Source organism: Glutamicibacter sp. V16R2B1 (assembly GCF_005774635.1).
Lineage (GTDB): Bacteria > Actinomycetota > Actinomycetes > Actinomycetales > Micrococcaceae > Glutamicibacter > Glutamicibacter creatinolyticus.
The window spans coordinates 1-26,856 of record NZ_VATX01000012.1; the positions used below are offsets into that span (position 1 = coordinate 1).

At 66.1% G+C, this 26,856-nt stretch carries 26 protein-coding genes; 14 read left to right on the forward strand and 12 right to left on the reverse strand.

Annotated elements, in window-relative coordinates; genetic code table 11:
• Positions 1-146: 146 nt before the first annotated feature.
• Positions 147-473, reverse strand: a complete 327-nt coding sequence (locus FDN03_RS07335) for a heavy-metal-associated domain-containing protein (RefSeq protein ID WP_138175552.1) — start codon at positions 471-473, stop codon at positions 147-149.
• A 111-nt stretch (positions 474-584) separates the two neighbouring features.
• A complete protein-coding gene (locus tag FDN03_RS07340) occupies positions 585-914 on the reverse strand; it encodes a metal-sensitive transcriptional regulator (protein WP_138175554.1) in 330 nt (109 codons plus the stop codon).
• A gap of 343 nt (positions 915-1,257) precedes the next feature.
• Between FDN03_RS07340 and murJ the strand changes: the two genes are divergently transcribed.
• The 3 genes from murJ to FDN03_RS07355 all read left to right on the forward strand — a co-directional run bounded on the left by murJ (position 1,258) and on the right by FDN03_RS07355 (position 5,614).
• A complete protein-coding gene (murJ, locus tag FDN03_RS07345; protein WP_249354413.1) occupies positions 1,258-3,030 on the forward strand; it encodes a murein biosynthesis integral membrane protein MurJ in 1,773 nt (590 codons plus the stop codon).
• Positions 3,031-3,152: 122 nt separating this feature from the next.
• Positions 3,153-4,298 (forward strand): peptidoglycan bridge formation glycyltransferase FemA/FemB family protein, encoded by a 1,146-nt coding sequence (locus tag FDN03_RS07350; protein ID WP_138175556.1) that lies wholly within the window; start codon positions 3,153-3,155, stop codon positions 4,296-4,298.
• A 17-nt stretch (positions 4,299-4,315) separates the two neighbouring features.
• Positions 4,316-5,614 carry a carbamoyl-phosphate synthase gene (locus FDN03_RS07355; protein ID WP_138175558.1) on the forward strand — a complete coding sequence of 433 codons (1,299 nt, stop codon included), beginning with the start codon at positions 4,316-4,318 and terminating at the stop codon, positions 5,612-5,614.
• A 148-nt stretch (positions 5,615-5,762) separates the two neighbouring features.
• On the opposite strand, the gene FDN03_RS07360 is transcribed toward FDN03_RS07355, so the two are convergent.
• Positions 5,763-6,218, reverse strand: a complete 456-nt coding sequence (locus FDN03_RS07360) for a DUF4383 domain-containing protein (RefSeq protein WP_138175560.1) — start codon at positions 6,216-6,218, stop codon at positions 5,763-5,765.
• 459 nt (positions 6,219-6,677) lie between these two features.
• On the opposite strand from FDN03_RS07360, the gene fdhD reads away from it, so the two are divergent.
• The 6 genes from fdhD (at position 6,678) to FDN03_RS07390 (ending at position 14,062) form a co-directional block, all read left to right on the forward strand.
• Positions 6,678-7,508 carry a formate dehydrogenase accessory sulfurtransferase FdhD gene (gene fdhD, locus FDN03_RS07365; RefSeq protein ID WP_138175562.1) on the forward strand — a complete coding sequence of 277 codons (831 nt, stop codon included), beginning with the start codon at positions 6,678-6,680 and terminating at the stop codon, positions 7,506-7,508.
• Positions 7,509-7,559: 51 nt separating this feature from the next.
• On the forward strand, positions 7,560-9,881 hold the full coding sequence (locus FDN03_RS07370) for an FdhF/YdeP family oxidoreductase (RefSeq protein ID WP_138175564.1): 2,322 nt from the start codon (positions 7,560-7,562) through the stop codon (positions 9,879-9,881).
• 48 nt (positions 9,882-9,929) lie between these two features.
• Entirely contained in the window at positions 9,930-11,162 is a 1,233-nt protein-coding gene (locus FDN03_RS07375) for an MFS transporter (RefSeq protein ID WP_138175566.1), read from the forward strand.
• A 57-nt stretch (positions 11,163-11,219) separates the two neighbouring features.
• A complete protein-coding gene (locus FDN03_RS07380) occupies positions 11,220-12,410 on the forward strand; it encodes a histidine kinase (RefSeq protein WP_138175568.1) in 1,191 nt (396 codons plus the stop codon).
• A 559-nt stretch (positions 12,411-12,969) separates the two neighbouring features.
• The gene (locus tag FDN03_RS07385) at positions 12,970-13,434 is read left to right on the forward strand and encodes a hypothetical protein (protein ID WP_138175570.1); all 465 of its coding nucleotides are present in this window, start codon (positions 12,970-12,972) and stop codon (positions 13,432-13,434) included.
• 151 nt (positions 13,435-13,585) lie between these two features.
• Positions 13,586-14,062: a pyridoxamine 5'-phosphate oxidase family protein gene (locus FDN03_RS07390; RefSeq protein WP_138175572.1), complete on the forward strand. Its 477-nt coding sequence runs from the start codon at positions 13,586-13,588 to the stop codon at positions 14,060-14,062.
• A gap of 129 nt (positions 14,063-14,191) precedes the next feature.
• On the opposite strand, the gene FDN03_RS07395 is transcribed toward FDN03_RS07390, so the two are convergent.
• Together FDN03_RS07395 and FDN03_RS07400 are read right to left on the reverse strand one after the other, a co-directional pair.
• On the reverse strand, positions 14,192-14,392 hold the full coding sequence (locus tag FDN03_RS07395) for a DUF6480 family protein (RefSeq protein ID WP_054821062.1): 201 nt from the start codon (positions 14,390-14,392) through the stop codon (positions 14,192-14,194).
• A 43-nt stretch (positions 14,393-14,435) separates the two neighbouring features.
• Entirely contained in the window at positions 14,436-14,624 is a 189-nt protein-coding gene (locus tag FDN03_RS07400) for a hypothetical protein (RefSeq protein WP_054821063.1), read from the reverse strand.
• Positions 14,625-15,259: 635 nt separating this feature from the next.
• Between FDN03_RS07400 and FDN03_RS07405 the strand changes: the two genes are divergently transcribed.
• The 3 genes from FDN03_RS07405 (at position 15,260) to FDN03_RS07415 (ending at position 17,498) form a co-directional block, all read left to right on the forward strand.
• Complete coding sequence (locus tag FDN03_RS07405; RefSeq protein ID WP_138175574.1) at positions 15,260-16,102, forward strand: GNAT family N-acetyltransferase; 843 nt, start codon at positions 15,260-15,262, stop codon at positions 16,100-16,102.
• A 174-nt stretch (positions 16,103-16,276) separates the two neighbouring features.
• Entirely contained in the window at positions 16,277-16,450 is a 174-nt protein-coding gene (locus FDN03_RS07410) for a hypothetical protein (protein WP_249354415.1), read from the forward strand.
• Between the two features lie 229 nt (positions 16,451-16,679).
• Complete coding sequence (locus FDN03_RS07415; RefSeq protein WP_138175576.1) at positions 16,680-17,498, forward strand: PspA/IM30 family protein; 819 nt, start codon at positions 16,680-16,682, stop codon at positions 17,496-17,498.
• A 134-nt stretch (positions 17,499-17,632) separates the two neighbouring features.
• On the opposite strand, the gene FDN03_RS07420 is transcribed toward FDN03_RS07415, so the two are convergent.
• The 7 genes from FDN03_RS07420 to FDN03_RS07450 form a co-directional block, all read right to left on the reverse strand.
• Positions 17,633-18,487, reverse strand: a complete 855-nt coding sequence (locus tag FDN03_RS07420; RefSeq protein ID WP_138175578.1) for a hypothetical protein — start codon at positions 18,485-18,487, stop codon at positions 17,633-17,635.
• Positions 18,484-19,173, reverse strand: coding sequence for a response regulator transcription factor (locus FDN03_RS07425; RefSeq protein ID WP_138175580.1), 690 nt, complete (start codon positions 19,171-19,173; stop codon positions 18,484-18,486). The genes FDN03_RS07420 and FDN03_RS07425 overlap by 4 nt, the downstream gene beginning before the upstream one ends.
• A complete protein-coding gene (locus FDN03_RS07430; RefSeq protein ID WP_138175582.1) occupies positions 19,161-20,432 on the reverse strand; it encodes a histidine kinase in 1,272 nt (423 codons plus the stop codon). Before FDN03_RS07430 ends, FDN03_RS07425 begins: the two co-directional genes overlap by 13 nt.
• A 116-nt stretch (positions 20,433-20,548) precedes the next feature.
• Positions 20,549-20,968: a VOC family protein gene (locus FDN03_RS07435; protein ID WP_138175584.1), complete on the reverse strand. Its 420-nt coding sequence runs from the start codon at positions 20,966-20,968 to the stop codon at positions 20,549-20,551.
• Between the two features lie 236 nt (positions 20,969-21,204).
• A complete protein-coding gene (locus FDN03_RS07440) occupies positions 21,205-21,627 on the reverse strand; it encodes a hotdog domain-containing protein (protein WP_138175586.1) in 423 nt (140 codons plus the stop codon).
• Between the two features lie 142 nt (positions 21,628-21,769).
• Positions 21,770-23,011 (reverse strand): M20 family metallopeptidase, encoded by a 1,242-nt coding sequence (locus FDN03_RS07445; RefSeq protein ID WP_212743877.1) that lies wholly within the window; start codon positions 23,009-23,011, stop codon positions 21,770-21,772.
• Between the two features lie 92 nt (positions 23,012-23,103).
• Entirely contained in the window at positions 23,104-24,579 is a 1,476-nt protein-coding gene (locus FDN03_RS07450; RefSeq protein WP_138175588.1) for an MFS transporter, read from the reverse strand.
• Positions 24,580-24,688: 109 nt separating this feature from the next.
• Between FDN03_RS07450 and FDN03_RS07455 the strand changes: the two genes are divergently transcribed.
• On the forward strand, positions 24,689-25,696 hold the full coding sequence (locus FDN03_RS07455) for an Lrp/AsnC family transcriptional regulator (protein ID WP_138175590.1): 1,008 nt from the start codon (positions 24,689-24,691) through the stop codon (positions 25,694-25,696).
• Between the two features lie 119 nt (positions 25,697-25,815).
• Positions 25,816-26,850, forward strand: a complete 1,035-nt coding sequence (gene glsA / locus FDN03_RS07460) for a glutaminase A (protein ID WP_171021167.1) — start codon at positions 25,816-25,818, stop codon at positions 26,848-26,850.
• The last annotated feature ends 6 nt before the right edge of the window (positions 26,851-26,856 follow it).

Consider the following 26,856-nt stretch of genomic DNA (forward strand, 5'->3'; position numbering starts at 1 on the left):
ACCCGGTTCACGCAGGAGGCGCAGGTCATGCCCTGAATGTCCAGGTCAACTGTGCGCTCACCCGCGGTTGGCAGGTTCTGTTCGGTTTGGGTGGACATCATCAATCCCTTGGTGTTGGAGAGGTGTGCCGCCTGCTGCTGGGGCAATTAGCGGCTGATTGCTACCACGTTGTAGCCCGCTTCGTCGATGGCCGCGCGGATGGCGGCATCGTCCAGGGCGGCGGCAGAGGTGATGGTGGCGGTGGAGGTGCCGTTGGCGACCAGCTGGACATCCACGCCGGATACCGAGGAGAGCTCTTCCAGCTCCTCGGTCACGGAGGCCACGCAGTGCCCGCAGGTCATGCCGTTGATCTGCACCTGGGTGCGGACCGCTTCGGCCTGCCCGTCGGGGCGGCTGGTGATCTTCAGGCCCTCATTGGTCTTGTTGGCCGACTCGCCCGAGCAGCCGCAGCCGCATCCGTTCTGGGTTCCCATGATTGTTCTCCTGTGTGATGGTTGTGCGCCCACGGGGCGCTGGTGTGCGGCGGGGCGGGGTTCTCTCCGCGCCCGCTGGCCGCCGGTGGCTGCCGGCGGTCCGTGGTTTTTCTAGCGCAGCAGCCGGGAGATGGCCGCGCTGGCTTCGGTGACCTTGTCCACGACGATGTCCGGGTTGCCGGTGTCCCGGGACTGGTTGGCCGCGGAGACCACGCAGTGCCCGATGTGCTCCTCGATCAGCTGGACGCTGACCTTGTGCATGGCCGCGTTGATGGCGGAGATCTGGGTGAGGATGTCGATGCAGTACTTTTCGTCATCGACCATCTTCGCCACCCCGCGCACCTGTCCCTCGATGCGCTTCAGGCGACGCAGCACCGCGGCCTTGTCGCTGGTGTAGCCATGGCCCTCGTGGGCATCATGGCTCTGTGCTTCGTGTTCCATGATCAAGACTATACCCCTAGGGGGTATGGGGTATCAAGTGGAATTCGTGTGGTGTGGATCGCAACCTGAGGTCCGGTAAGCACGTGGCCTAGGTTTTTCCGCTTTGACGACCAGCGGGGATCGTTACAATGAGTGTTTGTCGCCGGCGTGCCCGGCGGCCGCCGACCGGGCAACCGGCCGGTGCCACAGGCGCAGCGGGGACCGGCAGGTCCCCGGCGGCGGTGCGGGATTCCTTTAACAGGGCCCGCTGCACGGGTGCGGCCCTCACCGGGGCTGCCGCGGGCAGCCGGGACGGGACCGGGCCGGGCGTGCGCCGAAACAATAGGGTGAAGCTTTCCAGAATATGTCCCAGGTATCCAAGAGCCGATCCGAGAACACCCGGATCGAGGACCCGCAGACCGAGGCGGTGGCCACGCAGGCCCCCCAGGAGGCGGTGCCCCCTGCCGCCAGCGTGAAGCGGGAGCACTCCTCGAAGGTCTATGCGCTGATGACCTCCGGGACCATCGTCTCGCGCGTGCTCGGGTTCCTGCGCACCGCGTTGCTGGCGGTGGCGATCGGCTCGTCGACCACCATGGCCGACATCTTCGAAAAAGCCAACGTCATCCCCACCATCATCTTCATGCTGCTGGCCGGCGGCATCTTCAACGTGGTGCTGGTGCCGCAGCTGATCAAGGCCTCGAAGAACAGCGACAACGGGCGCTCCTACACCTCCAAGCTGCTGACCCTGACCATCGTGGTGGTCGGCGCCGCAACAGTGCTGCTCACCCTGATGGCCGGGCCGCTGATCAAGGTGCTCACCCTGGGGTGGACCCCGGCCATGCTGGCCCTGGGCACCACGTTCGCCTTCTGGTGCCTGCCGCAGATCTTCTTCTACGGGGTCTACGCTGTGGTGGGCCAGGTGCTCAACGCGCACGGGCGCTTTGCGGCGTTCATGTGGGCCCCGGTGGTGAACAACGTGGTGCAGATCGGGGTGATCGGTGCCTTCATCGCCCTGTTCGGAGCATACGGCGGGGATGCGAACCAGCTGGAGAACTGGAGCGCGGCCAAGACCGTGCTGCTGGCCGGCGGCTCGACCCTGGGCATCGCGCTGCAGGCGGTGGTGCTGTTCTGGCCGCTGCGCAACCTGGGCCTGAAGCTGCGCCCGGACTTCGCCTGGCGCGGCATGGGCCTGCGCCACGTGGGCAAGATCGCGATCTGGACGTTGGGCTCGATGACGGTGGGCAACATCGCCTCGCTGGTCAACTCCCGCTTCGTCTCCGCCGCCACCCCGGCGCGCCTGGCCATGCCCAACGGGGGCGCCTCGGTGCCCGGCGAATACGCGCTGAACACCACCCAGCTGATCACCGTGCTGCCGCATTCGGTGTTCGTGCTGGCCCTGGCCACCATCTACTTCAACGAGTTCACCAAGTCCTTCCAGGAGCAGCGCACCGAGGAGATCGGGCCGCTGCTGTCCAAGGGGCTGCGCACCTCCGCGGTGCCGGTGGTGTTCGCCACCGTCGCCTTCATCGTGCTGGCCGGCCCGCTGGGCCGGCTGTTCGCCGGTAGCTCCTCCACCGCGATGCTGCAGGGCGCGGCCATCGGTCAGCTGCTGCTGCTGACCGCGCTGGGCCTGCCGTTCAAGTCCGCGCACTTCTTCATGCTGCGCGTATTCTTCGCCGACGAGGACACCAAGACCCCGATGATCATCCAAAGCATCATCGCCGCCCTGGGCGTGGCGCTGGCCTTCACCGCCACCGTGACGCTGCCGGCCGTGCAGATCACCGCTGCGGTGGCCCTGATCTACGGGGTCACCAACATCATCTCGGCCATCATCGCCCACTTCCTGCTGGTGCGCCGTTATGGGGACTATGGGACCGTGCACGTGCTTGACACCTATATCCGCATCGGGGCGATGGCCGTGGTCTCCGGGGTGGTTGGCGCCGTGGTGCTGGGCATCATGGGCGGCTACAGCTGGGGCTTTGCCTGGTCCTCCATCCCGGCCGCGTTCCTGACCCTGGCCGTGGTGGGCGTGGTGATGCTGGTGGTCTACCTGCTGCTGCTGCGCATGATCCGCTCGGCCGAACTGGATAACTTCCTGGGCCCGCTGGCCCGCTTCGTGCCGAACCTGCGCCGCTAACCGCAGGTGCAAACCCGGGCCGGCGTTCACCCCCGAAGCCCGGAAACAGTGTGGCCTACCCGGCGTTCTGGGGGGCGCCGGGCTGCCGGGAATCGCGGGGCGTGCACGGTAAGCTGGGGCGTGTGAGCACGATAGATCTTCATCTGCGCCCGATTTCCACCGCCGAACACACCGCCTTCCTGGAGCGCACCAGCCAGGTCAGCTTCCTGCAGCGGCCCGAATGGGCCCAGGTGAAGGGCGAATGGCGGGGCGAGTCCCTGGGCTGGTTCGCCGCGGATGAGCTGGTGGGCGCCGCGCTGGTGCTGCACCGCGGGCTGCCGGTGGTGCGCAAGACCCTGGCCTACATTCCCGATGGCCCGGTCATCGACTTTTCCACCTACGCCCCGCGCCAGGTGCTGTCCCCGCTGGTGGACTACCTCAAGGCCCACGGGGCCTTCCAGCTGCGGCTGGGCCCCGGGCTGATGGTGCGTTCCTGGGCGCCGGGTGCCGTGCGCAAGGCGCTGGGCAAGGAGGGCATGCACACGCTGGCGGACCTGGAGCCCAAGCACACCTGCGCCACCGCCGATGCGGTTCTCAGCGAGCTGCAGGCCATGGGCTTCGCCAAGCAGGACACCGGCATGGACTTCGCCGCCGGGCAGCCCGAATACGTGGCCCGCATCGACCTGCATGATGAGCAGGACCAGCCGCTGGATGCGGACGGGGTGCGCGCCAAATACTCCTCCACCACCCGCAACGAGGCCCGCAAGGCCCTGCGCGGGCCGCTGGAGGTGGAGGTTGGCGGGCTGGAGGACATGGACCGCTTCCATGCCCTGTACCGGCATACCGCGGACCGCAACGAGTTCACCGGCCGTCCACTGTCCTACTTCAAGAACATGTACCTGGCGCTGAACCGGGCGGTGCCCGGCTCCTGCACGCTGTATCTGGCCAGCCACGAGGGCACCGACCTGGCCGCCTCCATCGTGATCCGCTCCACCAACCTGTCCTGGTACATCTACGGCGCCTCGTCCTCCGAACAGCGCAAGCTCTTTGCCCCCAAGGCCATCATGGAACGCATGATCGCCGATTCCATCGCCGCCGGCAGCCGCTACCTGGACCAGGGCGGGGTGAGCCCCACCCTGGAGGCCGGCCACCACCTGGCGGGGTTGACCAAGTTCAAGACGAACACCGGCTGTGACATCATCCAGACCACCGGGGAATGGGACCTGGCGCTGATCAAGCCGCTGGCCTGGGCCTTTGACAAGTACATGACCTGGCGCGCGAAGAAGTAGGCAAGGAAGCAGAGACTATGGCCAATCCATCCACCTCGATTGACCCCGCCCAGCCCTTCGCCCCGGTCATCCTCGGCGGGGACATCGGCACCTACACCCTGGCCCGGGAATTCCATGAGGTCTACGGGGTGCGTTCGGTGGTCATGCCCGCCGCCGGCAACGGGGTCATCGAGCATTCGGTGGCCATCGAGCTGCGTCCCATCGGCTCCATGGCGGATGAGGCCCGGGTGGTCCAGGCGCTGCGCGAGCTCGCGGAGGAACTGGCCGGCGAGGGCGAGCGGCCGCTGCTGCTCTTCGGGTCCCTGGACTACCACGTCATGCTGATCGCCCGGCACCGCGAGGAGCTCTCGGCCCACTACGTGATCCCGTATCCGGAACTTGAGGTCATTGAACAGGCGGCGCTGAAGGAGAACTTCTATGCACTGGCCGAACGGCTCGGCGTGCCGCACCCGCGCACCCGGGTCTACCGTCCGGGCAACGCGGTGGCCACCGTGGTGGAGGGCCTGAACTTCCCTTTGATCGGCAAGCCCTCCAGTTCCGGGGACTGGATTGCCGCGAAGTTCGCCGGCAAGCAGAAGATCCACACGCTCATGGACTTCCAGCAGCTCACCGACCTGCTCTCGCGCATCGATGCCAGCGGCTACGACTCGGGCTACATCCTGCAGGAGTACATTCCCGGCGGGGATGACGCCATGCGCCTGTGCACCTACTTCGCCGCTGAGTCGGACTCGGGCACCGAGGTCGTCTTTGCCGGGTACGGGGAAGTGGTGATCGAGGAGCACGCCCCGTTGGTGCTGGGCAACTCGGCGGCGATTGTCACCGGACGGCACCGTGAGGTCGCCGAGGCCGGGGCCCGGATGCTGCGGGAGATCGGCTGGCACGGGGTAGCGATGATCGACGCGAAATACGACCACCGTGACGGGCAGGTCAAGTTCTTCGAGATCAACCCGCGACTCGGTCGCAACCACTTCTACCTCACCGCCGCGGGCATTAACCCGGCCCGGTTCTATGTCAATGAGTTCCTCGGCCCCCAGTACGACGCTTTCGACGTGCGCCGGCAACCGGCGGTGGTGCTTCAGGACGGGATGGCCCAGCTGCGGGAGGAGCGCCTGTTCACGGTGTTGCCCCACGCCCTGCTGCGCCGCTACCTGGACACCCCGACCGGCCGGAAGGCCGCCGCGCTGCTAAAGGCCGGTAAGGTCTCCAATCCGCTGAAGTACCGGGCCGAGAAGAACCCGCGGCGCAAGCTCTACCTGCTGCTGAACGCCGTCAACCACGTGCGCAAATACCGCAAGTTCCCGCCGCGCACGGCCTAGTGGCCACCCCGCCGCGCACGGCCACCCCACCAGCCCAGGCGGCAAGTCGCGTCAGCAGCTGCGCGCACTGGGGGAACATGACAGTGCCCGGGGAATGATGAGTTCCCCGGGCACTGCCATGACCGGTTAGCGCCTTTTGGGCGGCCGGCTAGTGGTATTCGATGCGGTGCTGGCCGCGCGAGAGCACCAGGCCCAGGGCCACCATGCCCACGCCCAGCACCAGGTGCAGCCAGTTGTCCGCGTCGTTGAGCGGAATGAAGTTGGCGGTGCTGTCAAAGTCAATGATCAGACCGTAGATCCACAGCAGCAGGTAGATGATGCCGCCGCCGATCAGGTAGCCCTTGGCCGCCCCGATGCTGCGGGCCATCACCAGACCGGCGATGCCGAACAGCAGGTGGACCGCGTTGTGCAGGTAGGAGACCTGGAAGATGCCCAGCAGCTTCGCCTCCGAATGGTGGCCGGCGCCGGAGAGGGCATCATAGTTCGTGGTCACTCCCGGGATGAAGCCCAGGATGCCGACCAGCAGGAACACCACGCCGACCACCAGTGCGGCGACCTGCACGGCGGCGCGTGAGCGACTAGTTGTTGGATGATTCGTGGACATGGCTGATACTCCTTGAAGAGGGGTTCGGGTGAAACGGGCAGCACCGACTCAGGTGGCAGTTCTTTGGAAAAAGCACGCCTTTCTCCGACACGGATCGGCCAGAACCTCGTGGTGGCGGACTCCTCGGTGCGGGTCCGGCGTTCTCACCATGTGCCGTTGAGGCTACCGCCGCCGCCAGGGGACCAGAAGACGGGGGTGACAAGACACAGCGGACATCCAGCATGGCTCCCGCACCCGCTGAGCTTCCCGGCCGGCACCGGCTACGCCCCGGGGCGCGGCCCTTGATACGCTGAGCTTCTCAAGCCACCGGCCCGTCTGGGGCACCGGTTTCCTGCCCGCCCGTAATACTTTGCGGTTCCGGGCCGCGTCAACGAAGCCGGTGGGTTAACTTAGGGGCAGGGGTTCTGCCCGAGCCCGAACCTCGAACCCCGGTCTGGTCTGCAGCAAAGGAGCACAGTCATGGGACGCAAAATCGTGCGTCGGCGCGTCATCCGCGCCACCCTTGACGGTGCCCGAAAGGTACGCGAGGAGAAGCTGGCCGGGGAGGAACCCCTGGAAATCCGGTTCGGCGCCACCGCCTACACCACCTCCATGCGCACCCCGGGGGACGACTTCGACCTGGTGGCCGGGTTCCTGCTGGCCGAGGGCATCATCAGCGGCAGCGAACAGCTCAGCTCAATGCGCTACTGCGCCGGCACCGACGGCGAGGGCAACCAGACCTACAACGTCATCGAGGTGCAGCTCGGGCCCGGAGCGCGCCCGCCCGAACTGGCCGCCATGCGCAACGTGGTCACCAGTTCGGCGTGCGGGATCTGCGGCACCAACTCCATAGACGAGGTGCGCAAGAAGTCCGCGTTCCGCATTGGCCCACAGGACGGGAAGGTGCAGCTGGAGGTGCTGCTGGCCATGCCCGACACCCTGCGCGAATCCCAGAAGCTGTTCAGCCACACCGGGGGCGTGCACGCCGCCGGGCTGTTCTCCACCGACGGGCAGCTGCTGGTGCTGCGCGAGGACGTGGGGCGGCACAACGCGGTGGACAAGGTGCTGGGCGCCGCCCTGCGCGCCGGCAAGCTGGCCCTGCAGGACACCGTGCTGCAGGTCTCCGGGCGGGCCTCCTTCGAACTGGTGCAAAAGGCCGCCATGGCCGGCATCCCCACGCTCACCGCGGTCAGCGCCCCCTCCTCCCTGGCAGTGGGGCTGGCCGAGGACACCGGGCTGACCCTCGCCGCCTTCTCCCGGGGCAGCAGCGTCAACCTGTACACCCACCCCGAACGCGTCACCGGAAGCTGACCGGCACCCGCACCAGCAGTACCGCCCGCACCCAGATCATGGAGGAACCCCTTGCACCGTCCGGCCCCCACCCAGGACATCAATGAAGAGGAACTGAAGGTCAGCGAGCCCCAGCGCAGCGCCGCCGGGGCCAAGGCGGTGATGGTCTCCATGGAACGCGGCTTCGCCGAAGCCGGGGTGAGCCGCACGCTGCGCTCCATGGCCCGGGTGAATCAGCGCGGCGGCTTCGACTGCCCCGGCTGCGCCTGGCCCGAGTCGATCACCGGGCGGCGCAAGCCGGCCGAATTCTGTGAAAACGGGGCCAAGGCCATCGCCGAGGAAGCCAGTGCCCGGGTGGTCACCCCGCAGTGGTGGGCCGAACACCCGATCAGCGTGCTGCGGGAGAAAACCGAGTACTGGCTCGGCTCCCAGGGCCGGATCACCACCCCCATGATCATCCGGGCCGGGGAAACCCACTACACCCCGATCAGCTGGTCCCAGGCCTTTGCCACCGTCGCCGAGCACGTGAACGCCACCACGGCCGAACGCTGCGTCTTCTACACCTCGGGGCGCACCGCGAACGAGACCGCGTTCATGTACCAGCTGCTGGCCCGGTCGCTGGGCACCAACAACCTGCCGGACTGCTCGAACATGTGCCATGAATCCTCCGGTTCGGCACTGAACCCGACCATCGGCATCGGCAAGGGCACCGTGTCCCTTGAGGACTTCGAGCATGCCGAACTGATCTTTGTGGTGGGCCAGAACCCGGGCACCAACCACCCGCGGATGCTCTCCGCGCTGTCCGAGGCCCGCAAGCGCGGGGCCCGGGTGGTGGCGGTCAACCCGCTGCCGGAGGCCGGGTTCTTCGGCTTCAAGGACCCGCAGACCGTGGGCGGCATGCTGGGCAGGCCGCAGGAGGTCAGCAGCGACTTCCTGCAGATCAAGGTGGGCGGGGACCTGGCCCTGTTCCAGGCGTTCGGGCACCTGCTGCTGAAGGCCGAGGAACAGGATCCGGGCCGCGTCATTGACCGGGACTTCATCGACTCGTCCACCGACGGGTTTGAAGCCTACCGCCGGGCCCGCCAGCACATCGACTGGGACGCCACCGAGCGGGCCACGGGCCTGAGCCGGGCGCAGATCACCGAAATCGCCCAGCTGCTGGTCGCTTCCAAGGCCACCATCTTCTGCTGGGCGCTGGGCCTGACCCAGCAGCCGCACTCCGTGCCGACGCTGAAGGAGATCATCAACCTGCTGTTGATGCAGGGCAACTTCGGCAAGCCCGGGGCCGGGGCCTGCCCGGTGCGCGGGCACTCCAATGTCCAGGGCGACCGCACCATGGGCATCTGGGAGAAGCCCAGCGAAGCGCTGCTGAAGGCCATTGACACCGAGTTCGGGATTCACGCCCCGCGCCAGCACGGGTATGACTCCACCGAAACCCTGCACGCGTTCGAGAACGACGCAGTGGACGTGTTCGTCTCCATGGGCGGGAACTTCGCCCTGGCGAACTCGGAGACCGAGCTGTTGGAAGCCGGGATGCAGCGGGCCAAGCTCACCGTGCACATCTCCACCAAGCCGAACCGCTCCCACGTGGTGCACGGGCAGACCTCCCTGATCCTGCCCACCCTGGGCCGCACCGACAAGGACGACAAGCACCCCGGCGGCGCCCAGTTCCTGTCCGTGGAGGACTCCATGTCCGTCATCCACTCCACCCAGGGGCGGCTGAGCCCGGTCTCCGAGCACCTGCTGGCCGAACCGGTGATCGTGGCGCGCATGGCCACCGCCATCCTCGGTGAGGACCATCCGGTGAACTGGCGGGCCATGGCCGAGGACTATGACGTGATCCGCGAGCATATTTCCCGGGTGGTGCCCGGGTTTGAGGACTTCAACCGGAAGGTGCGGCAGAAGAACGGGTTCGTGCTGCCCAATCCGCCGCGCGATTCGCGCTCCTTCGCCACCGACATTGGGCGCGGGCGCTTCACCGTCAGCGGGTTCGAGGCCCTGCACGCCCCCGAAGGCCACCTGATCCTGCAGACCATGCGTTCCCACGACCAGTACAACACCACCTTCTACGGGGTGGATGACCGCTACCGGGGCATCAAGGACGGGCGCCGGGTGGTGCTGGTGCACCCGCAGGACCTGCAGGACCTGGGGTTCACCGACCGCCAGCTGGTGGATGTGATCTCCACGTTCCGCGGCACCGAACGCCGCGCCAACCGCTTCCGGCTGATCTCCTACCCCACCGCGAAGGGGTGCGCCGCAGCGTACTTCCCCGAGGCCAACGCCCTGGTGCACCGGGACCTGGTGGCCCGCGAATCCAACACGCCGGGATTCAAGGCCATGATGGTGCGCTTCGTGCCGCACACCGAACAGCCCGGCCCCACCCTGGACAGCTAAGCCGGCCAGCCCATGCCCCCGCCGCCACCACACCTGATATCGAGGCCCATGAAACCCACTGCCACCGCACCACCGCGCGGCTTCGCCGCCGTGCTGGTGATCGCCTTCATCCTGGCGGCGCTGAACCTGCGTCCGGCGGTGACCTCACTGGGCGCCCTGCTGGACCCGGTGATTGACGGGCTGGAAATGAACGGGTTCGTGGCCGGCATGCTCACCGGGGTGCCGCCACTGTGCTTTGCGCTGCTCGGGCCGTTGGCGCCGCGCCTGGCCGGGCGGCGCGGGCCGGAGCTGGTGGTGATCGGTGCCATGGCCGCCATCCTGCTGGGCATGGTGCTGCGTTCCATCGCCCCGAGCACCTGGCTGTTCCTGCTGTGCACGGCCCTGGCGCTGACCGGCATCGCACTGGGCAACATCCTGATGCCGGTGCTGGTCAAGCGCTGGTTCCCGCACCGAGTGGGAATGGTGACCGGGGCCTACACCACCGCGGTGGCGTTGGGCGCCTCGGCGGTGGCGGGGGTCGCGGTGCCGGTCAACGAGGCGCTGGGCGGGAACTGGCGGGTGGGGCTGGGCGTGTGGGCCACACTGGCCGCCCTGGCCCTGGGCGTCTGGCTGGTGGTGTACTTCGGGCTGCGCAACCAGATCGCGGCACGCCAACAGCAGGTCGGCGCGTTCAGTGAGGGCAACGGGATCGGGCCGATGTGGCGCAACGCGACCGCCTGGTGGGTGGCCATCTTCTTCGGCACCCAGGCCTCGGCCGCCTACATCTTCATGGGGTGGGCCCCGAAGATCTTTACCGGCTACGGGCTGGCGCCCGGGTACGCCGGGGCGCTGCTGGCCGTGATCCTGGGTGTGGGGGTCCCGCTCTCGTTCATCATGCCGGCCCTGGCCGGACGGTTCCGCAACCAGCGCCCCCTGGTGCTGGTGACCGGGACGGCCGGGGTGCTGGCGGTGGCCGGGCTGCTGACGTACCCGGCACAGGGCGCGATGCTGTGGGCGGTGCTGCTGGGGGTGGCCGGGGCGAACTTCCCGCTGGCGCTGACCATGATCGGGCTGAAGGCGCACACCGCCGCCGGGGTGGCCAAGCTGTCCGCCTTCGGGCAGAGCATCGGCTACCTGATCGCCTTCCCCGGCCCCTTCGCCGTCGGTGCCCTGCATGAGATGACCGATTCGTGGACGGCCCCGGTGCTGCTGCTCGGGGCGCTGATGGTGCTGCAGACCGTGTCCGGGATGATGGCCGGCAAACCGCGCTACGTGGAGGACAGCACGCTGGTGCGGGTGTAGCCGCCGGTTGTGGCGCGGCACCCTGCCCGGATTTGCGGTGCGTCATAGACTGGGGTTGTGGAAGGTTCAGGTAGCTCTCGCATCGCCAGCCTGCTGTGGTCTGCGGCCGTCTTCCTGGCCGTCCTGCTGCTGGCGCTGCTTGCCGATCCCGCCCGCTGGTGGGGTGCCGGACACCTGGGCTACCTGCTGGGCCTGGGCGGTTTCTCCCTGGGCTTCGCCCTGCTCACCGCGTTGGGCCAACGCGGCTCGCGGCTGACCCTGATCCTTGCCGCCGTGGGCATCTGCGGTTACCTGAGCGTGGGGTTTCCCGCGTTGGGGCTGGTGGTGCCGCTCCTGCTGTTCCCGGCCGCCGCGACGGCCGCCGGGCTGCGCTTCTTTACCCTGACCGTGATGTTGGGGCTGATCATCCTCTCCCTGGGCGTGCGGCTGGTGCGCGGGGAGCAGACCCAGGTGGTGCTGGGCTATGAACTGCTCGCCATCCTGGCGCTGAGCCTGCTCGGGGTCGCCCTGGGCGAAATGATCGCCACCCGGCGCCGGCTGGTCGACCGCGCCGACAAGCTGCAGGAGAGCCGGCACGAACTCAAGGGCCTGGCCACCCTGCGGGCCCGGGCCGAGGCCGGGCAACGGCACCTGGGGGAGCGGCTGCGGGTCTCCCGAAGGCTGCATGACAAGCTCGCCCACCATCTGGCGCTGGTCTCCCTGCACACCAACGCCGCCCTGGAGGAAGTGTCGGGGGATGAGGCGGCGACCGTCAACCTGGAACACGTCCGTGATTCCTCCGCCAAGGCGCTGCAGGAGCTGCGGCGCACCGTGGACTCCATGGACCAGGACGGGCTGGGGGACCGGGACGCAGGTACCCTGGGCGACATTGAGGAACTGGCCTCCACGCTGCGGGACGCCGGATTGCGGGTGGAAGTCAGCGCCCCCGGGGTGGACCTGGATGACCGGTTGCCGATCTTGCTGTTGCGCCTGGTGCGGGAAGCGGCCATCAACGCGGTGCGGCATGCCGACACCACGCACCTGGTGGTGTTCCTGCGCCTGGAAGAGTCCGAGGGCCAGGAGCATTGGTTGGTCTCCGTGCGCAATGATGGTGTGCGCCGCGGGGCCAAGGACGCCGTGGACGGTCTGGGGTTGGCCATGTTGCGTCAAAAGATCAGTGAAGCCGACGGAAGCGTGGAATGGGGCCGGCTGGGGCGCCACTTCCTGCTTTCCGCAGAAATTCGAGCCACGCAGACGGACAAGTCCTGAGCCCCCATTCCGGGCAAAGGCCGGTGGCTCTGGTTCCGCCGCAGTGCTCAGGCTAGAGTGAGCTCACCGCGCAAGGGCGGGAACAATTGGTCGGAAGGCCGGTACCGTCAGGAGGTCACGATGGGGGAATTTCGGGCGTACACCATGCAGGAGCGCTCCACGTATCTGGCGCCGTCATGCGAACGCTGCGGCCAACACCGGCACGTCATCTGGGAGCAGGTGGAGGGGACGGATAAATACATTCCACGCGATGCCGGCTGCTCAAATGAGGCCTGCACCGCCTAGCCCAGCTGAGAAGCAGCAATAGGGGCCAGCCGCGCTTCGGACCGCCGTCCAGAGTCCGTCCCGCAGGCGCTGGCCCCGCGGACTTGAGCCAAAAATGAGCTTTCGGGCATGGCGCGAGTCACCATAAACCCGTACGCTTGGAAACAAGCTCTGCTAGCCAACATCGAACAAGCCGCCAGCCACCTGGTGGTCCTTGTTCGTCAGGGACATGTTAGCCTGCGGCGCGACGAGAAGGGGGAGACCCCTATCGTCGCGACGACGAAAAGGCCTGATCATGTCCCCATTTTCTGGAAATTCGCCTGTTAACGCCCGTGTTCGGGAGCTGCTTGGGTCCCGTGAGGGCCGCCAGTACCTGGAATCCAATGAATGGATCCACGGGATGCCCATTCTTGTCACCCAACCCTTCCAGCCGCTGGAAGAGGCGCTGGCCCTCACCGCCCGCTACGACGGTTCGGTGCTGCTTGCGGTGCTGGGAAAGAACGATGACGCACTGCGGATGCTGCACATTTCCCGGTCCTGCGCCGACCTGCAGCCCGTGGAGGCATCACCCCAGGACATGGTGGTGTGGGACCTTGTCGAACAAGCCACCCGTTCCTGCCTGGTCACCTTTCGGATCAGCCATTGGAGTTCCAGCGCCGTTGCGCACGTCCTTCCGCCCTTTAGCGTTCAGGGCTGCGAACGGCGCGGCTTCTATCGGCACGAGCTGGTCTCAACACGGGTTGATCCCTGCGTGAATTAGCATCCGGCGGGCAGCGAAGCCTGCCGATCCGGGGCAACCGCTGGTGATGCTCCCTGCCTCCGCTGGGTAGATGCTCAAAACCCTTTCGCGTGTCCTGGAAATCCGTAACGTGGGCGGTGACCGAGGTTGCCAACTGTGAAGGAGAACCAGCATGTCCAATGACGATACGCGCAAGGTAGTTGAGATCCTGAAGGACATTCGCGTTGCCATGGTGACGACCCACGGACCGGACCGGCTCTACAGCCGCCCGCTGACCGTCATCGACGTCACCGAGGACGGGGACCTGTGGTTCTTCACGGTCACCGAAACCGAGCTGGTCCGCGAGATTGAAGCGCGCAGTGAAGTGAACGTGTCCTTTGCCGGGAACAAGAAGTGGGTTTCCGTGGCAGGCAACGCCCGCATCGTGCGGGACGTTGAAAAGAAGCGTGAACTGTGGAACTCCATGGTCGAGACGTTCGTGGGAGAGGACCCTGAGGCCTCCAACGTGGTGCTGGTGCACGTGGACTCCGACTCCGCGGAATACTGGGAGAACCCCGGCGGTGCAGCCAGCGTGGTGGCCAGCTGGGTCAAGGAGAAGTTCACCGACAAGAGCGCCCACCCGGGCGACTCGGGCACCGTGGACCTGTAGCCCCTACCGGCCCTGCCCACCGGATAAAAAGAGGCGTAGCCTCGACCAGATCCCCTAGGAGGAAGGTCGAGGCTACGCCTCTGTCGGTGCCCAGCCTGCTGTTCGGGCCACTGGCATCAGGGATGCCGTTTATTCGTCATGCCCCTGATCCTGGCTCATGGAGCCCTCGGCCGGTGGGGTCTCTCCGGGCGGTACGCCGCCGCCCGGTTCCAATCCGGTGATGTTGTCCTTGACCGGGTCAGGGTTCGAGGTGGCACCGGCCTGCTTCTTGTCGACCTGGTTTTCCTCGTCCTTGTCGCTTCCCGGACGGGATGAAGAATGCTTTGTCATCGGGACACTTCCTGTTCGTAGTCGGTTTCCCTGGCGGTGAGGCCTAGTAGTTGGCCGGCGGGTCGGAGGCCGGGAAGGATTCCTTCTCCCATTCCTTCACGATGCCCTCGTCTTCGCCCTTGCCGTTGCGCTTCTTGGCACCCTGGTCCTGCTGTTCGGTTGCCTTGTCCGGCTGGTCATTCTCGTCCAGATTCTGGTTCTGCTGATCATCCGAGGTTGGTTCCTGGGTCATTTCTCTTCCTTCGCTCGTGATCGGACATTGTGCGGCAGAAGGCCGGTCCAGAATGAACACCCTTGGCAGGGCGGTTCCTTCTGGTTGAAGCCAGCACCTACGTGGAGACTAACCAGCGCCGCACGGCGCAATCAATGGCTCGTGAAATCATGCATGTTTTTCTCAGGAAGAGTGGGTGGCGTTGCGCCAAGCACTTGGACCGCCGTTCACGTCATGGCCACCTCCGGCGTCACCGTTGGCGCTGTGCGCGATGAACTGCTGAGTGCCGGGCAAGCTTGCCGGTTGCATCTGGGAGGCCCTGGCCACCGGTGCGGAGGACTAGGACCTAGCCTTGACCGGTTGCGCACCAAGTCTGAACCAGCTCACCATCGACGGGTTGATCGTAGCCCAGGCGGCCTGGGTTCATATGCAATCAAAGCAACGGAGCCTCAGTGCTCTGTCCGGGCTCCTTGGCGCGATCATCCCAGTGCTCTTTCCTCTTGTGGGAAACCCAAAACGGTCGATCTTTGGTGTGTTGGACTAGCAACTTATTACAGTGCGCCGCCGGTTACTAGCGATGAGATTTCCCCCAAAGCAACTTGTTTTGCACTTGCTCCCTGAGTAATCGTCGAACCTGGATGTTTAGATGGATCATTATGGAATTGGATAAGCGTTCGTCAGTAGATCTACCTAGTCTTCAACTCGCTATGGAGCAGAACTTGGCTGAGCACGCGTGCCATCTGCACCGGTACTTGGACAGCGCAACTGTCACTGAAACAGATGATCTGGTGATTGCGGATAGCGGCCTCAGCGACGACACTTTCAATATCGTTGCGGCCGCCCGCTTCACCGCTACTACTGCACCTACTCGCGTTGCAGAGACGCTCCAGGTCCTGGGTGCCACCGAACGCCCATTCTCATGGTGGGTTGGCCCCGCCAGTGCTCCAGATGATCTGGCCCATTACCTCGAGAAATCCGGTTTAGAGGCTTCTGAAACTGAGTCTGGCATGTGGAAGGACTTGCGGGGCAATTTCCCGGAAGTGCAGGTTGACGGTCTCGAAATACGGTTAGTGAGGACGCCAGAAGAACTTGCTGATTATGCAACCGTGCTTTCCGCCAACTGGAATCCACCAGCGATTACGGTGAAGCGTTTCTATGCCGACGCTTCGGACGCGGCTTTAGCCGCTGATTCCCCGGCGCGCTACTTGGTTGGCTATGTTGATGGCCGGGCCGTTTGCTCGGCTGAAGTTTTCTTCAGCGATGGGGTCGCTGGTATTTACAACATCTCAACGCTCAAATCAGAACGCCGCCAAGGATACGGCGGAGCCATCACCCTGGCCACAATGCGTACTGCGCTCGGGGCCGGTTATGAGACCGCAGTGCTGCAGGCGTCTGCGGACGGGGAACCGGTCTATCGACGCCTCGGATTCACCACATGTGGTTACTTCACCGAGTACGCATTACCTGCTGACAAGCGTCTCGAGAACGCTCGTTTTTGAGACGTTCCGGCTGGAGCTCACTATTTCGAGTGGCAAGCCGGAGTAAAGCTGCCCGAAATTTGTATCCGGAACCAAAATCGCGGGAAAAGCTCTATGAACCGTTTTCGGGCGATTCGGCCAAATAGCATTAGGACCATTTTGGAAGGCAGTCAGCCGTGCCTGAGAAGTTCGAGGTTGAGCAACGCGGGCCAGAACTGTTTGCGCAGCAGTCACTTGCTGCAGCATGGCACGGAAGGACGGATCCCAAGCCGCGAAGACATCGAGGCCCTCACTGCCGCGGCCCGCGGCGTGATCGACGAAGTCGCGTACCTGCGCCGTGCGCGTGAGTGCGAGCCGCGCGTCGAATAGCTTATAGCCTGGCGATAAGATCGAGGCTGGCTCCGGCGGAGCTTCTCCTGTTACCGCGGACTGCCCGCGTGGAAAATTAGCGTTCCGCATTGAGCACAACTGTTGAAGGTGGTCTGCCTGGCCCCGTTCCTGATTTTCACCGCCGCATCCTTTGAAGGAACCGAAATCGAGTTCAGTTGGCGGGGGTTCGTCGCCTAGAGTTAAACCTGCGGCAATCGAAGGGAACACCATGTCTATACGTTCATTTTTCGCGCGGATCTTCAAGCTGGGCCAGGCCAACGCCAACGCAGCCCTGGACGCCGTTGAGGACCCGAAGAAGATGCTGGATCAGACGGTGCGTGACTACACGAACAACATTGCCGAAGCTGAATCCGCGGTGGCCCAGACCATCGGCAACCTGCGCATGCAGGAAGAAGACCACGCCAAGGCCCTGCGTGAGGCCAAGGACTGGGGAGCGAAGGCGCTGGCGGCCTCCAACAAGGCCGACGAGTTCAGCGCGGCCGGGGATGAGCAGAACGCACAGAAGTTCAACCAGCTGGCGACCGTGGCCATCCAACGCCAGATGTCCTGCGAGAAGCGGGCCGCCGGACTGGAACCCACCATCCAGACCCAGCGCGAGGTGGTGGCCCGGCTCAAGGACGGGCTGAACTCCATGAAGTCCAAGCGCCAGGAACTGGTGTCCAAACGCGATGAACTGGTGGCCCGCGCCCGCAACGCCAAGACCCAGGGGCAGATGCTGGATGCTCTCAAGTCCTTGGACATGAGCGACCCAACCTCCGAGGTGGGTCGGTTTGAGGCGCAGGTGCGCCAGGAGGAAGCCAAGGCCCGCGGCGCCGCCGAGTTGGCGGCTTCCTCGCTGGACGCGCAGTTCGCCGAACTGGACAATCTGGGCCAGGACGCGGAGGTGGAGGCCCGCTTGGCGGCTTTGAAGCCCAGTGCGGATATCGTGGACGAGGCTCCGGCGCCCAGCGGCGAAATCGCCGCGGGTGCCCCGCAGCCTTCCGAGGTGGAGGCCCGGCTGGCCGCGCTGAAGAAGGACCGTTCCTAGCCCGTTGGCTTCCAGCGACGAGCACCACGACACAGGCCTCCGCCGCTAAACCCTGTGGTTTAGCGGCGGAGGCCTGTATCGTTGCGGTTTCGGATCCCCGGCATCCGGGCTTTCCGAGCCGGGGTGGTTGGACCCTACCGGCCGTCCCCGGTGGGCGGGGCGCCGGGGTGCAGCAGCACCGAGCCCGCCGATACCTGCAAGCCCACCTGATGGCTGGAATTGGAACTGACCTGCAAGCGGTTATCCACGCTTCCTGCGGAGACCTCGCTGGCCACGGAATAACTGGTGTCCGGCAGCGTCAGATCCAACAGTCCGGCGCTGACCTGTGCGTCAACCGTGGCCGGTGCCTTGCCGGTCAGTTCGCTGTTCAGCCGTCCGGCGGCGACGGCGTAGGTGGCGTCCGCGACATCGGCCAGGACCACGTCGGCCTGCCCGGCCCCCAGATCCACATCCAGGCTCGTGGCCGAGCCGTTGGCGCGCAGGTATCCGGCATCAACGTCGAGATCGAGCCGCGCGAAGTTTCCGTTCGCCAGCAGTTCACCGGCCTCCAGGTTCAGGGTGGCGTTCAGCTGTCCATTGTCCAGCTCCCGGGGCAGGGTGAGCTTCACGTCGTTGCGGGAGCGGTCGCAGCCCAGGAAGCACCAGCTCTGCCATCCGCCGGGCGGCTTCACCTCCAGCGTGTTGCCGCGGCGCTCCAGTGACCAGGAGCCGCGGGAGCTGCGCACATCGAGCACCGCCTCGGGGGTGTCGGCGAATTCGAGGGTGAACTGTCCGGCCTCCGCGTTGACCTTCAGGTCGGTGGTTCCCTTGGCATCGGCGGTCAGCACCGTGTGGCTGCGGGAGAGGGTGGCAACCGATTGGTTGACGGCTCCGGCGATCACGCCGAGCAGGATCAGCCCGCCCAGCACGGCCAGCACAATGCCCACGGGGCCCAGGGGCCGGCGTTGGCGGGTGTCCCCAACTGGCGGTGGGGTGGTGGGGGTGGTCATGGGGTGCTCCTATCGGTGTTGCCGGTGCCCGTGTCCTGGATATGCGCCAGGGCGGCGAGCACGCGCCGGTTGCCGGTGCCATCGGCTTCCAGGTCGAGTTTTTGGAAAATGGAGGTAATGTACTTCTCCACGCTGGCTTCGGATAAGTGCAGAAGCCTGGCGATCGCCTGGTTGGACTTGCCCTCGGCCAGGGCGGCCAGCACCGTGCGTTCGCGTTCGGTCAACCGCTGCATGCGGTCGTCATGGTTTCGTCGGGTCAACAGCTGTGCCACCACTTCCTGGTCAAGCACGGTTCCGCCGGAACGGATCTGTTCCAGGGATTCAATGAACTCGGCCACGTCCGCCACCCGGTCCTTGAGCAGGTAGCCCAGGGCCCCGGACTGCATGGCAATCAGTTCGGCGGCGTAGCGTTCCTCCACGTACTGCGAGAGCACCAGCAGCGGCAGCTGCGGATAGCTGCGCCGCAGCTGCAGTGCCGCGCGGATCCCCTCATCGGTGTAGCTCGGGGGCAGGCGCACATCCAGGATGCACAGTTCGGGGAACTGGGAGGGGTCCGCCTGCTGCATGAAACCGCTCAGCCCACCGGCGTCCGGCAGCGCGGCGACCACCTCGTGGCCGGAGTGTTCCAGCAGCCGCACCAGCCCTTCGCGCAGCAGCACCGAGTCCTCACAAATCAGTACGCGCATGGCACGTTCACCTCCAGTGCGGTGGGCCCGCCGTGCGGGCTGTCCAGGTGGACGGTGCCGCCGGCGGCCAGCACCCGGTTGGTCATCCCGTCCAGGCCGCCGCCGGGCAGGACCGAGGCCCCGCCCACCCCGTTGTCCTCCACCCTCGCCCAGAGCCGGGACTGGCCCTGTTCCGCACGCAACCGCACGGTAACCCGGCATTCGGAGGCCCGGGAGTGCTTGGCCGCATTGTTCAGGGCTTCGGCGATGGAGAAATAGACGGCCGCTTCCGAGGTCTTCTCGCAGCGCCCGGGCAGGTCCACATCCAATTTCACCGGGATGTGGGAACGTCCGGCCACGGCCGAGAGGGCCGCATCCAGTCCGCGGTCCTCCAACACGGAGGCATAGATGCCGCGGGTGAGCTGGCGCAGTTCGGTGATGGCCGCCTTCGTGGAGGTGTGCGCCTCGGCCACCAGTTCCTTTGCGGCCTGCGGGTTGGTGTCGATCTGCTGGTGGGCCAGGCCCAGGGCCATGCCCACCGACACCAGCCGGGGCTGTACCCCGTCATGCAGGTCCCGTTCAATGCGGGTGCGTTCCAGTTCCGCGGCCCGCAGCGCCCCGGCCCGTTGGGCGGAGCTGGTGTAGGCCCGGGCACTGAGGTCGGTTTCACGGGCCACCGAACCGATGATGGCGGTGGTGATGGCCCGGTGCAGGAATGCCAGGCCCACGAGCGCCGCGCATCCAACGAGGGTAATGATCAGCATCAGCGGGGCCTGGGAGGCCGGAAGCTGCCAGCCGAACGGGCCCGAAACCTCCTCGGCCCCGGTCAGCGGCGCGAAGGAGAGAACCAGGGACTCAATGGTCCACTGGGCCACGTTGAGGGTGGCGGCACCCAGCAATACGGCAAGGGCGAAGCTGCCAAAGGCCGCCCACATCCGCCCGCTGGACAGATTGCGGCCCAGGCTGCGCAGGTACTGCCCGAAGCCGGGACCCTGGCTGGGCTGCCAGCGCAGCTCGGCGACGGGCAGCTCGTACAGGTCGGTGACCCTGCGGGTCTCGAACCATGACAGGGCAAAGATCGCATAGACCAGCCCCACCAGCATCAGCAGGCCCAGGCCCAGCAGGACCACCAGGGCCAGGCTGGCCGGAAGCCAGACGGCCAACAGCGTGATCGCGGCGACCCCAAGGGTGCCCATCACGGCAAGCTGCAGCAGGGTCAGCCCCAACCGCAGCGGCGGGCGCCAGGTGCCCGGGGGAGAAGGTAACGGTGTCGAAGTCATACCTCAACCCTAGGTACTGGCCGGGCCGGGCAACACGGAGGGATCCAGAGAACTTCATTATGGAAAACCCGAAGGCACCCTGCCTGGGGCAGGGTGCCTTCGGTGCGAGCGATGGATCAGGCCTCGTCCTGCATGGCCTCCTGGCTCATCCACGCGATTTCCCACACGTGCCCGTCCGGGTCCTTGACGGCTGCCTGGTACATGCCCTCGAACGGTTCGCTGGCCTCCCGGTAGACCGCGCCGCCGCCGGCCACGGCCTTGGCCACGAAATCATCGACTTCGCTGCGTGAATCGGCGGACAGGGCGTTGAGCACTTCACGGGTGCCGCTGCCCACGGTGGGGGTGTCCCCATCGATGAGGAAGCTGGCGAAAAAGTCGCGGTGCAGCACCATCACGGTGATCGTGTCACTGATCATCCAGGAGGTGGCGTTGGAATCCGAGAACATCTCATTCTTGGTAAACCCCAGCCCCTCATAGAAGGCATCGGCCTTCGCCAGGTCGGCGGTGGGCAGGTTGACAAAGATCATGCGGCTCATGGGGACCTCGCAAGCTGGATGGATGTCCGGCACTGTTGTGCCCGGGCACCTACTACTGTGCTCGAGACCCGCGTGGTGCGGCAAGGGCTGGCAAGATTTTCTTCGCCGCGAGCAGTCCGGCGCGCCCGGGGGCATGAGAAAGGCGTGGTTTTGACGGTGGGTTACCGTCAAAACCACGCCGGGCAGCTGCTGGGAACCTGGCGGCTGAAGGGGCCGGGTAGGGCTTTCAGCGCGTGCTAGACGAGGGACTTGGTGATCTCCAGCGGGATGCGGTCCCGGGTGTAGGTGATGTGGTCGTAGCCGTGCGGTTCCGGGGTGCCATCCTCGCCAATGTTGACGAAGACCAGCTTGTCGATGGTCAGGATCTTGGCCTGGGTGAAGATGTTGCGCACCTCGGCGCGCAGCGTGATGGAGGTGCGCCCAAAGTCGGTGGCGGTCAGCCCCATCTCAATCAGGTCGCCTTCCTTCGCTGAGGCCACGAAGTTGATCTCGGACATGTACTTGGTCACCACGTGCTTGTTGCCCAACTGGATGATCGAGTAGATTGCCGCTTCCTCATCGATCCAGCGCAGCAGCGAACCGCCGAACAGCGTGCCGTTGGCGTTCAGGTCCTCGGGGCGGACCCACTTGCGGGTGTGAAAGGTAATTGCTTCAGCCATGTTTTAAACCTTAGGTGCCCGCGCCCCGGCGCGCAGTAACCTGCAAAACAGTGTAGGGGATTACACATTTCCCGCCACCGCCTGAGGCTTTGCCCTCCCGCCCGGTGGTGTGCTGGCCACCACCGGGCGGGAACGGTTTGATCTATGCCGGGGAGCCGACATGGGCCGGCACGGCGTCCCTGGACCGGTTGGACAGCTTTGCGGAGGGACGTTGCTCGCGGGCCGCGCGCAGGCGCTGCACCAGTTCGGGGTCATTGGCCACATCGGCCACGGTCAACGCCAGGGCGCGCGCCCCGTTCAGGGCCGCCTCATCACCGTCGGTGCTGGCCGCGTCCCTGGCGAAGCCGGAGGTGTGCATCACCGCGTCGCTGTTCCTGACCGCCAGCATCGGGTGGATGGCCGGCAGGTACTGGGAAATGTTGCCCATGTCGGTCGAGCCGCCGGTGGGCGGCTGTTCCCCGCTGATCTGGTAGCCCAGCCGCTCCAGGTTCTGATCCCAGTACTGGGCCAGCGCCGGGTCCTGGCGCATCGGCTCATAGGGCAGCTCGGGCTGCACCACCGAGAGCTGGCAGCCGGTGGCGATCGCCGCGCCCTCCAGGCAGGCGCGCACCCGTTGCCGGGCATCTTCCCAGTCCGAGCTTTGCGTCGCGCGGATCTCCACCTGCAGTTTCGCCTCCCCGGGGATCACATTGGTGGCGGTGCCGCCGCTGACCACGAAGGAGGAGACCACCACATTGGACTTCAGCTGCTGGCGCAGCAGGCCGAAGGCGACTTGGGCCAGCGTGACGGCCGAGCCGGCGTTGATTCCCTCGTGGGGTGCCGCCGCGGCGTGGGCGGTGCGCCCGGTGTAGGTGACATCCAGCAGCTCGTAGGCCTGGGTGCCCTGGCTGAGGCACCTGTACTGGGTCCCGGTGTTGCCGTGGACCATCAGGGAGAAGTCCACATCGTCCCAGGCGCCCTGCTGCAGCATCAGGATCTTGCCGCCGCCGATTTCCTCGGCCGGGGTGCCCAGGAACTTGATGCGCAGTCCCAGGCGGTCCGCCACGGGCTTCAAGGCCAAGGCGGCTCCGACACCGGCGGTGGCGATGATGTTGTGGCCGCAGCCGTGTCCGATTTCCGGCAGGGCATCGTATTCGCCCACCACCGCCACCGTGAATTCGCCCTGCCCGTAGACGGCCTCCAGGGCGGTGGGCAGGCCGTAGGCGGCGCGCTGGACCGCGAACCCGGCGTTCTCCAGCAGTTCGGCCACGGCGGAGGAGGCCCAATATTCCTCGAAGGCCAATTCGGGGTGGCTGCTGATGCCGTGGCTCAGTGACAACAGCTGCTGCTGGCGCTGTTCAATGGTGGCCAGGATCTGGTCGCGGATTTCTTCGGTGTTGCTCACGGGAACTCCTTGTTCAAAGATGTCGGCTGGTCGGGGATGTTCGAAAGGCTCGGGTGTCCAGGTGTGCCAGGTGGTGAACGACTGCGCCGGAATCAGCTGGCGACCGCGTCCGGGGCCGCAACACTGGCAGGTTCGGCTGGCGCGGCGGCACCCTTGCGCCCGATGAACAGGGAGGCGGCCGCGGCCACCACGTTCACGGCGGCGAAGCAGACCCACACCACCTGGAAGGCCGCCAGGGAGGGTGCCGGCGCCGCTTCGGCCCCGCCGCCGGGGTTGATCACCAGCATGGTGGTCACCGAGGCGACGAACGCGCCGGCCAGCGAACCGCCAATGGTGCGTCCGGTGTTGTAGACCCCGGCCACGGAGCCCGCGGCGGATTCGGGGGAACGTTCAATGACCACGCCGGGCAGGATGCCGACCACGATGCCGGTGCCCACCCCACAGATCGCCAGCCACAGGGCAAAGAGCAGCGTGGAGGAGGGGACGAAGGCCATGCACAACAGGGCGGCGGCCGCCGCCAGGCAGGACAGGGCCAGGGTGCTGGTGCGTCCCAGCTTCTTGGAGATCATGCTGGACAGGAACGATCCCAGGGTCAGGCTGCCGGCCGAGACGGCCACCACCAGTCCCACCCCGGAGGCCGGCATGGCGTTGCCGTAGCCCAGCTCGGCCGGATTGGCGGTGAGGAACATGACCGGAGGGGACTGGTTGCCGAACATGGTCAGCGCCACCAGGAAGCCGATGAAGATCGGATTGGCCAGCCCGGCCGCCCGCATCGCCGGGATGTCCACGATGGGGGAGAGCGCGCGGCGTTCGACCATCAGGAACAGCACCAGCGCGGCCACGCCCACCGCGATGGGCAGCACGGTGGCGGCTGCCAGCCAGCCGGACTGCGAACCTTCGGACAGGCCGTACATCAGGCCCACCAGGCCGATGCCCAGCAACAGGGCGCCCAGCCAGTCCACGCTGCGGGTGGCGTCGGCCTGGGATTCGGCAACGAAGAACAGCACCAGCGGGACGAAGACGGCCAGGGCGATCGCCGGGATCAGCTGCACCGTGTGCAGCTGGTCGATCGCGTCCATGGCGATGCCGCCAAAGATGCTGCCGGCGGCAACACCGAAGGTCAGCGTGCCCACGATCAGACCCACATCCCGGTTTGCGCTTTGCGGGCGGTGGGATTTCAGCAGCGCCATGGCCAGCGGAAGGAACGCGGCGACCGGGCCCTGGATCGCGGTGCCCACCAGCAGCCAGGCGAAGTTCGGGGCCAGGGCGATCAGGATGGAACCGGCTGCGGCCAGGCTCACCGCCACCACCAGCAGTCGGCGCGGGCCGAAGCGGTCGCCGAGGATGGAGATCAAGGGGACACTGACGGCCGAGGAGAGCAGGCCCACGGCCAGCACCCAGCTGGTCAGGCCCAGCGGAACACTGTAGACCCGGGAAATCTCCCCGAGCAGCGGGACAATCCATCCCTGCACGAGCCCGGAAAAGAACTCCAGGCCAATCAGGATGGGAACCAGTAGCCGATACGTTCCCACCGCCCGTGTGCCCAAGCGGTGTCCAGTGGTTTCCATGTCGTTCTCCTTCTGCGTGTGCGTCCTTCGGACGTGACCCGTATTACAATGACAGGCCGAGCAACGGTTGCGGTTAAAATGAAGGAAAATTCCCCAAGGGCGGGCAAGTATGAAGAATTTCGAGCTTCAGCAGATCGACCTGCAGATTATTAATGCGCTGCAGGTCGAGCCGCGCGTCCCGTGGACGGCGTTGTCTGGGATCCTCGGGCTGGACTCGGTGACCCTGGCCCGGCGTTGGGAACGCATCATCTCCAGCGGCTGCGCCTGGTCGGTGGCCATGGAGGACGCTGGACACCGCGGCAGCACCGCCATCGTGGAGGTGCAGTGCCATCCCGGCCAGGTGCTGCGCACCGCCGAGCAGGCGAGCCTTGACCGGGACATCATCTCCATCGACCTGACCAGCGGCAGCCGGGACATCGTGATGACGCTGACCGCACGCGACGATGACGAATTGGCCGAATACATCCTCACCCGGCTGGGAACCCTGCCCGGGGTGCGCTCCACCCGCACCTATATCCTGAACTCCATTCTCAAGCTCGGTGCGAACTGGACCGTGCAGGCCCTTTCCGCAGCCCAGGTCAACAGCATTCCGCGTTTCCGCCCGCCGCGGGCGGCCGCCGCCAAGGTGGTGCCCGAACAGCTGGCCACCGGCATCGTGCGGGTGCTGGAAAAGGACGTGCGCGCCAGCAACACCGAACTGTCCCGGGAGCTGGGCATCAGCGGGCAGCGGGCCAGTGACGCACTGGCCACGCTGCGCATGCAGCAGGCGCTGGATCTGCGCATCCACGTTGCCCAGCAGTACTCGAACTGGCCGGCGGTGACCTGGTACTTCCTGCAGGTACCGGTCGCCTCCCTGGTGGAGGGGGACGGTGCGTGGCTGGCCATGCCCGAGATCCAGTTCGCCGGGGTGGCCTTCGGGGAATTCAACCTCATCGTCGCGCTCACCAGCCGCAGCCGGGCCGACGCGCTGCGCCTGGAGGCGGTCCTGGAATCCAGGATTCCCGGCGCCCGGGTGGCGGATCGCTCCACGGTGATCAGGGTGCACAAGCACCTGGGGCACCTGCTGGCCCCCTCCGGGCGGGCCACCGGGCAGATCGTTTCCCTGGTCCGCGGCTAGGCGCGCGGCACACCGTGGTTTGTGGTGGTGCCGATCGGGCACGGATACTGGAAACACCGAACTCAACTCGGCGGCGGGGCAGGGCGCCTCGGTATAGCCTGTAGAGGCAGGAGCGGACCATGTACGGCAAGGGACAGGGGGCGTCAGTGATTCCAAATGACTACAGTGATGTCAAACAGCAAGTCTCCACCGGCTCCCTGCCGGAAAAGGCTCGCATCGAGGAGCTGCTGCAGGATGTGCACGCCCGCTACGCCGACATCGACGAAGGCATGCTGGCCTACTACATTCCCATCCTCGGTGAAGTGGACCCCTCCCTGTTTGCGGTGGCCCTGTCCAACGTCGGCGGCAACGTGCTGTGCGCCGGGGACGTGAACTACGAGTTTTCCATCCAGTCGATCTCCAAGATGTTCGTCTACGCGCTGGTCCTGCAGGAGCTGGGCCATGACGCGGTGCGCGACTACATCGGGGTGAACAACACCGGCATGTCCTTCAACTCGGTGATGGCCATTGAACTGAACGAGGGGCATCCCATGAACCCCATGGTCAATGCCGGGGCGCTGGCCACCGCGGCACTGGTTCCGGGGCAGACCGCGGCCGAGAAGTGGGAGAACATCCGCGAATGCCTCTCCGCCTTCGCCGGACGCCACCTGAAGATGGACGGCGAGGTCTACCGCTCCGAATCCCGCAGCAACGAGCGCAACAAGGCGCTGGGCCGGCTCCTAAAGGCCCACGGGCAGCTGGAGGGCGAACCGCTGGAAATTGTGGACATCTACACCCGCCAGTGCGCACTGAAGGTCACTGCCCACGATCTGGCGATCATGGGCTCCACGCTCGCCGACGGCGGGGTCAACCCGGTCACCGGGGAGCGGGTAATCTCCGCGGACGTATGCCGGGACGTGTTGGCCGTGGTGGCCACCAATGGCCTCTACGAGAAGTCCGGTGAATGGCTCTTTGAAATCGGCATCCCCGCCAAGTCCGGGGTATCCGGCGGCATTGTGGCCATGGCCCCGGGCAAGGGCGCGATCGGCGCGTTCTCGCCGCTGTTGGACAATGCTGGCAACTCGGTGCGCTCCCAGCTGGCCATCGGCCACCTCTCCCGCGCGCTGGGACTGAACCTCTTCGCCTCCGCGCCGCAGCGTCCGGCCACCAGCTGATCTGAA

Coding starts and splice junctions, on each gene's coding strand:
- FDN03_RS07420 (WP_138175578.1), bottom strand. CDS start 18,487: ATGACCACCCCCACCACCCCACCGCCAGTTGGGGACACCCGCCAACGC.
- FDN03_RS07425 (WP_138175580.1), bottom strand. CDS start 19,173: ATGCGCGTACTGATTTGTGAGGACTCGGTGCTGCTGCGCGAAGGGCTG.
- FDN03_RS07335 (WP_138175552.1), bottom strand. CDS start 473: ATGGGAACCCAGAACGGATGCGGCTGCGGCTGCTCGGGCGAGTCGGCC.
- FDN03_RS07455 (WP_138175590.1), top strand. CDS start 24,689: ATGAAGAATTTCGAGCTTCAGCAGATCGACCTGCAGATTATTAATGCG.
- FDN03_RS07415 (WP_138175576.1), top strand. CDS start 16,680: ATGTCTATACGTTCATTTTTCGCGCGGATCTTCAAGCTGGGCCAGGCC.
- FDN03_RS07430 (WP_138175582.1), bottom strand. CDS start 20,432: ATGACTTCGACACCGTTACCTTCTCCCCCGGGCACCTGGCGCCCGCCG.
- FDN03_RS07405 (WP_138175574.1), top strand. CDS start 15,260: ATGGAATTGGATAAGCGTTCGTCAGTAGATCTACCTAGTCTTCAACTC.
- FDN03_RS07375 (WP_138175566.1), top strand. CDS start 9,930: ATGAAACCCACTGCCACCGCACCACCGCGCGGCTTCGCCGCCGTGCTG.
- glsA (WP_171021167.1), top strand. CDS start 25,816: ATGTACGGCAAGGGACAGGGGGCGTCAGTGATTCCAAATGACTACAGT.
- fdhD (WP_138175562.1), top strand. CDS start 6,678: ATGGGACGCAAAATCGTGCGTCGGCGCGTCATCCGCGCCACCCTTGAC.
- FDN03_RS07340 (WP_138175554.1), bottom strand. CDS start 914: ATGGAACACGAAGCACAGAGCCATGATGCCCACGAGGGCCATGGCTAC.
- FDN03_RS07440 (WP_138175586.1), bottom strand. CDS start 21,627: ATGGCTGAAGCAATTACCTTTCACACCCGCAAGTGGGTCCGCCCCGAG.
- FDN03_RS07355 (WP_138175558.1), top strand. CDS start 4,316: ATGGCCAATCCATCCACCTCGATTGACCCCGCCCAGCCCTTCGCCCCG.
- FDN03_RS07435 (WP_138175584.1), bottom strand. CDS start 20,968: ATGAGCCGCATGATCTTTGTCAACCTGCCCACCGCCGACCTGGCGAAG.
- FDN03_RS07395 (WP_054821062.1), bottom strand. CDS start 14,392: ATGACAAAGCATTCTTCATCCCGTCCGGGAAGCGACAAGGACGAGGAA.
- FDN03_RS07385 (WP_138175570.1), top strand. CDS start 12,970: ATGTCCCCATTTTCTGGAAATTCGCCTGTTAACGCCCGTGTTCGGGAG.
- FDN03_RS07360 (WP_138175560.1), bottom strand. CDS start 6,218: ATGTCCACGAATCATCCAACAACTAGTCGCTCACGCGCCGCCGTGCAG.
- FDN03_RS07450 (WP_138175588.1), bottom strand. CDS start 24,579: ATGGAAACCACTGGACACCGCTTGGGCACACGGGCGGTGGGAACGTAT.
- FDN03_RS07400 (WP_054821063.1), bottom strand. CDS start 14,624: ATGACCCAGGAACCAACCTCGGATGATCAGCAGAACCAGAATCTGGAC.
- FDN03_RS07390 (WP_138175572.1), top strand. CDS start 13,586: ATGTCCAATGACGATACGCGCAAGGTAGTTGAGATCCTGAAGGACATT.
- murJ (WP_249354413.1), top strand. CDS start 1,258: ATGTCCCAGGTATCCAAGAGCCGATCCGAGAACACCCGGATCGAGGAC.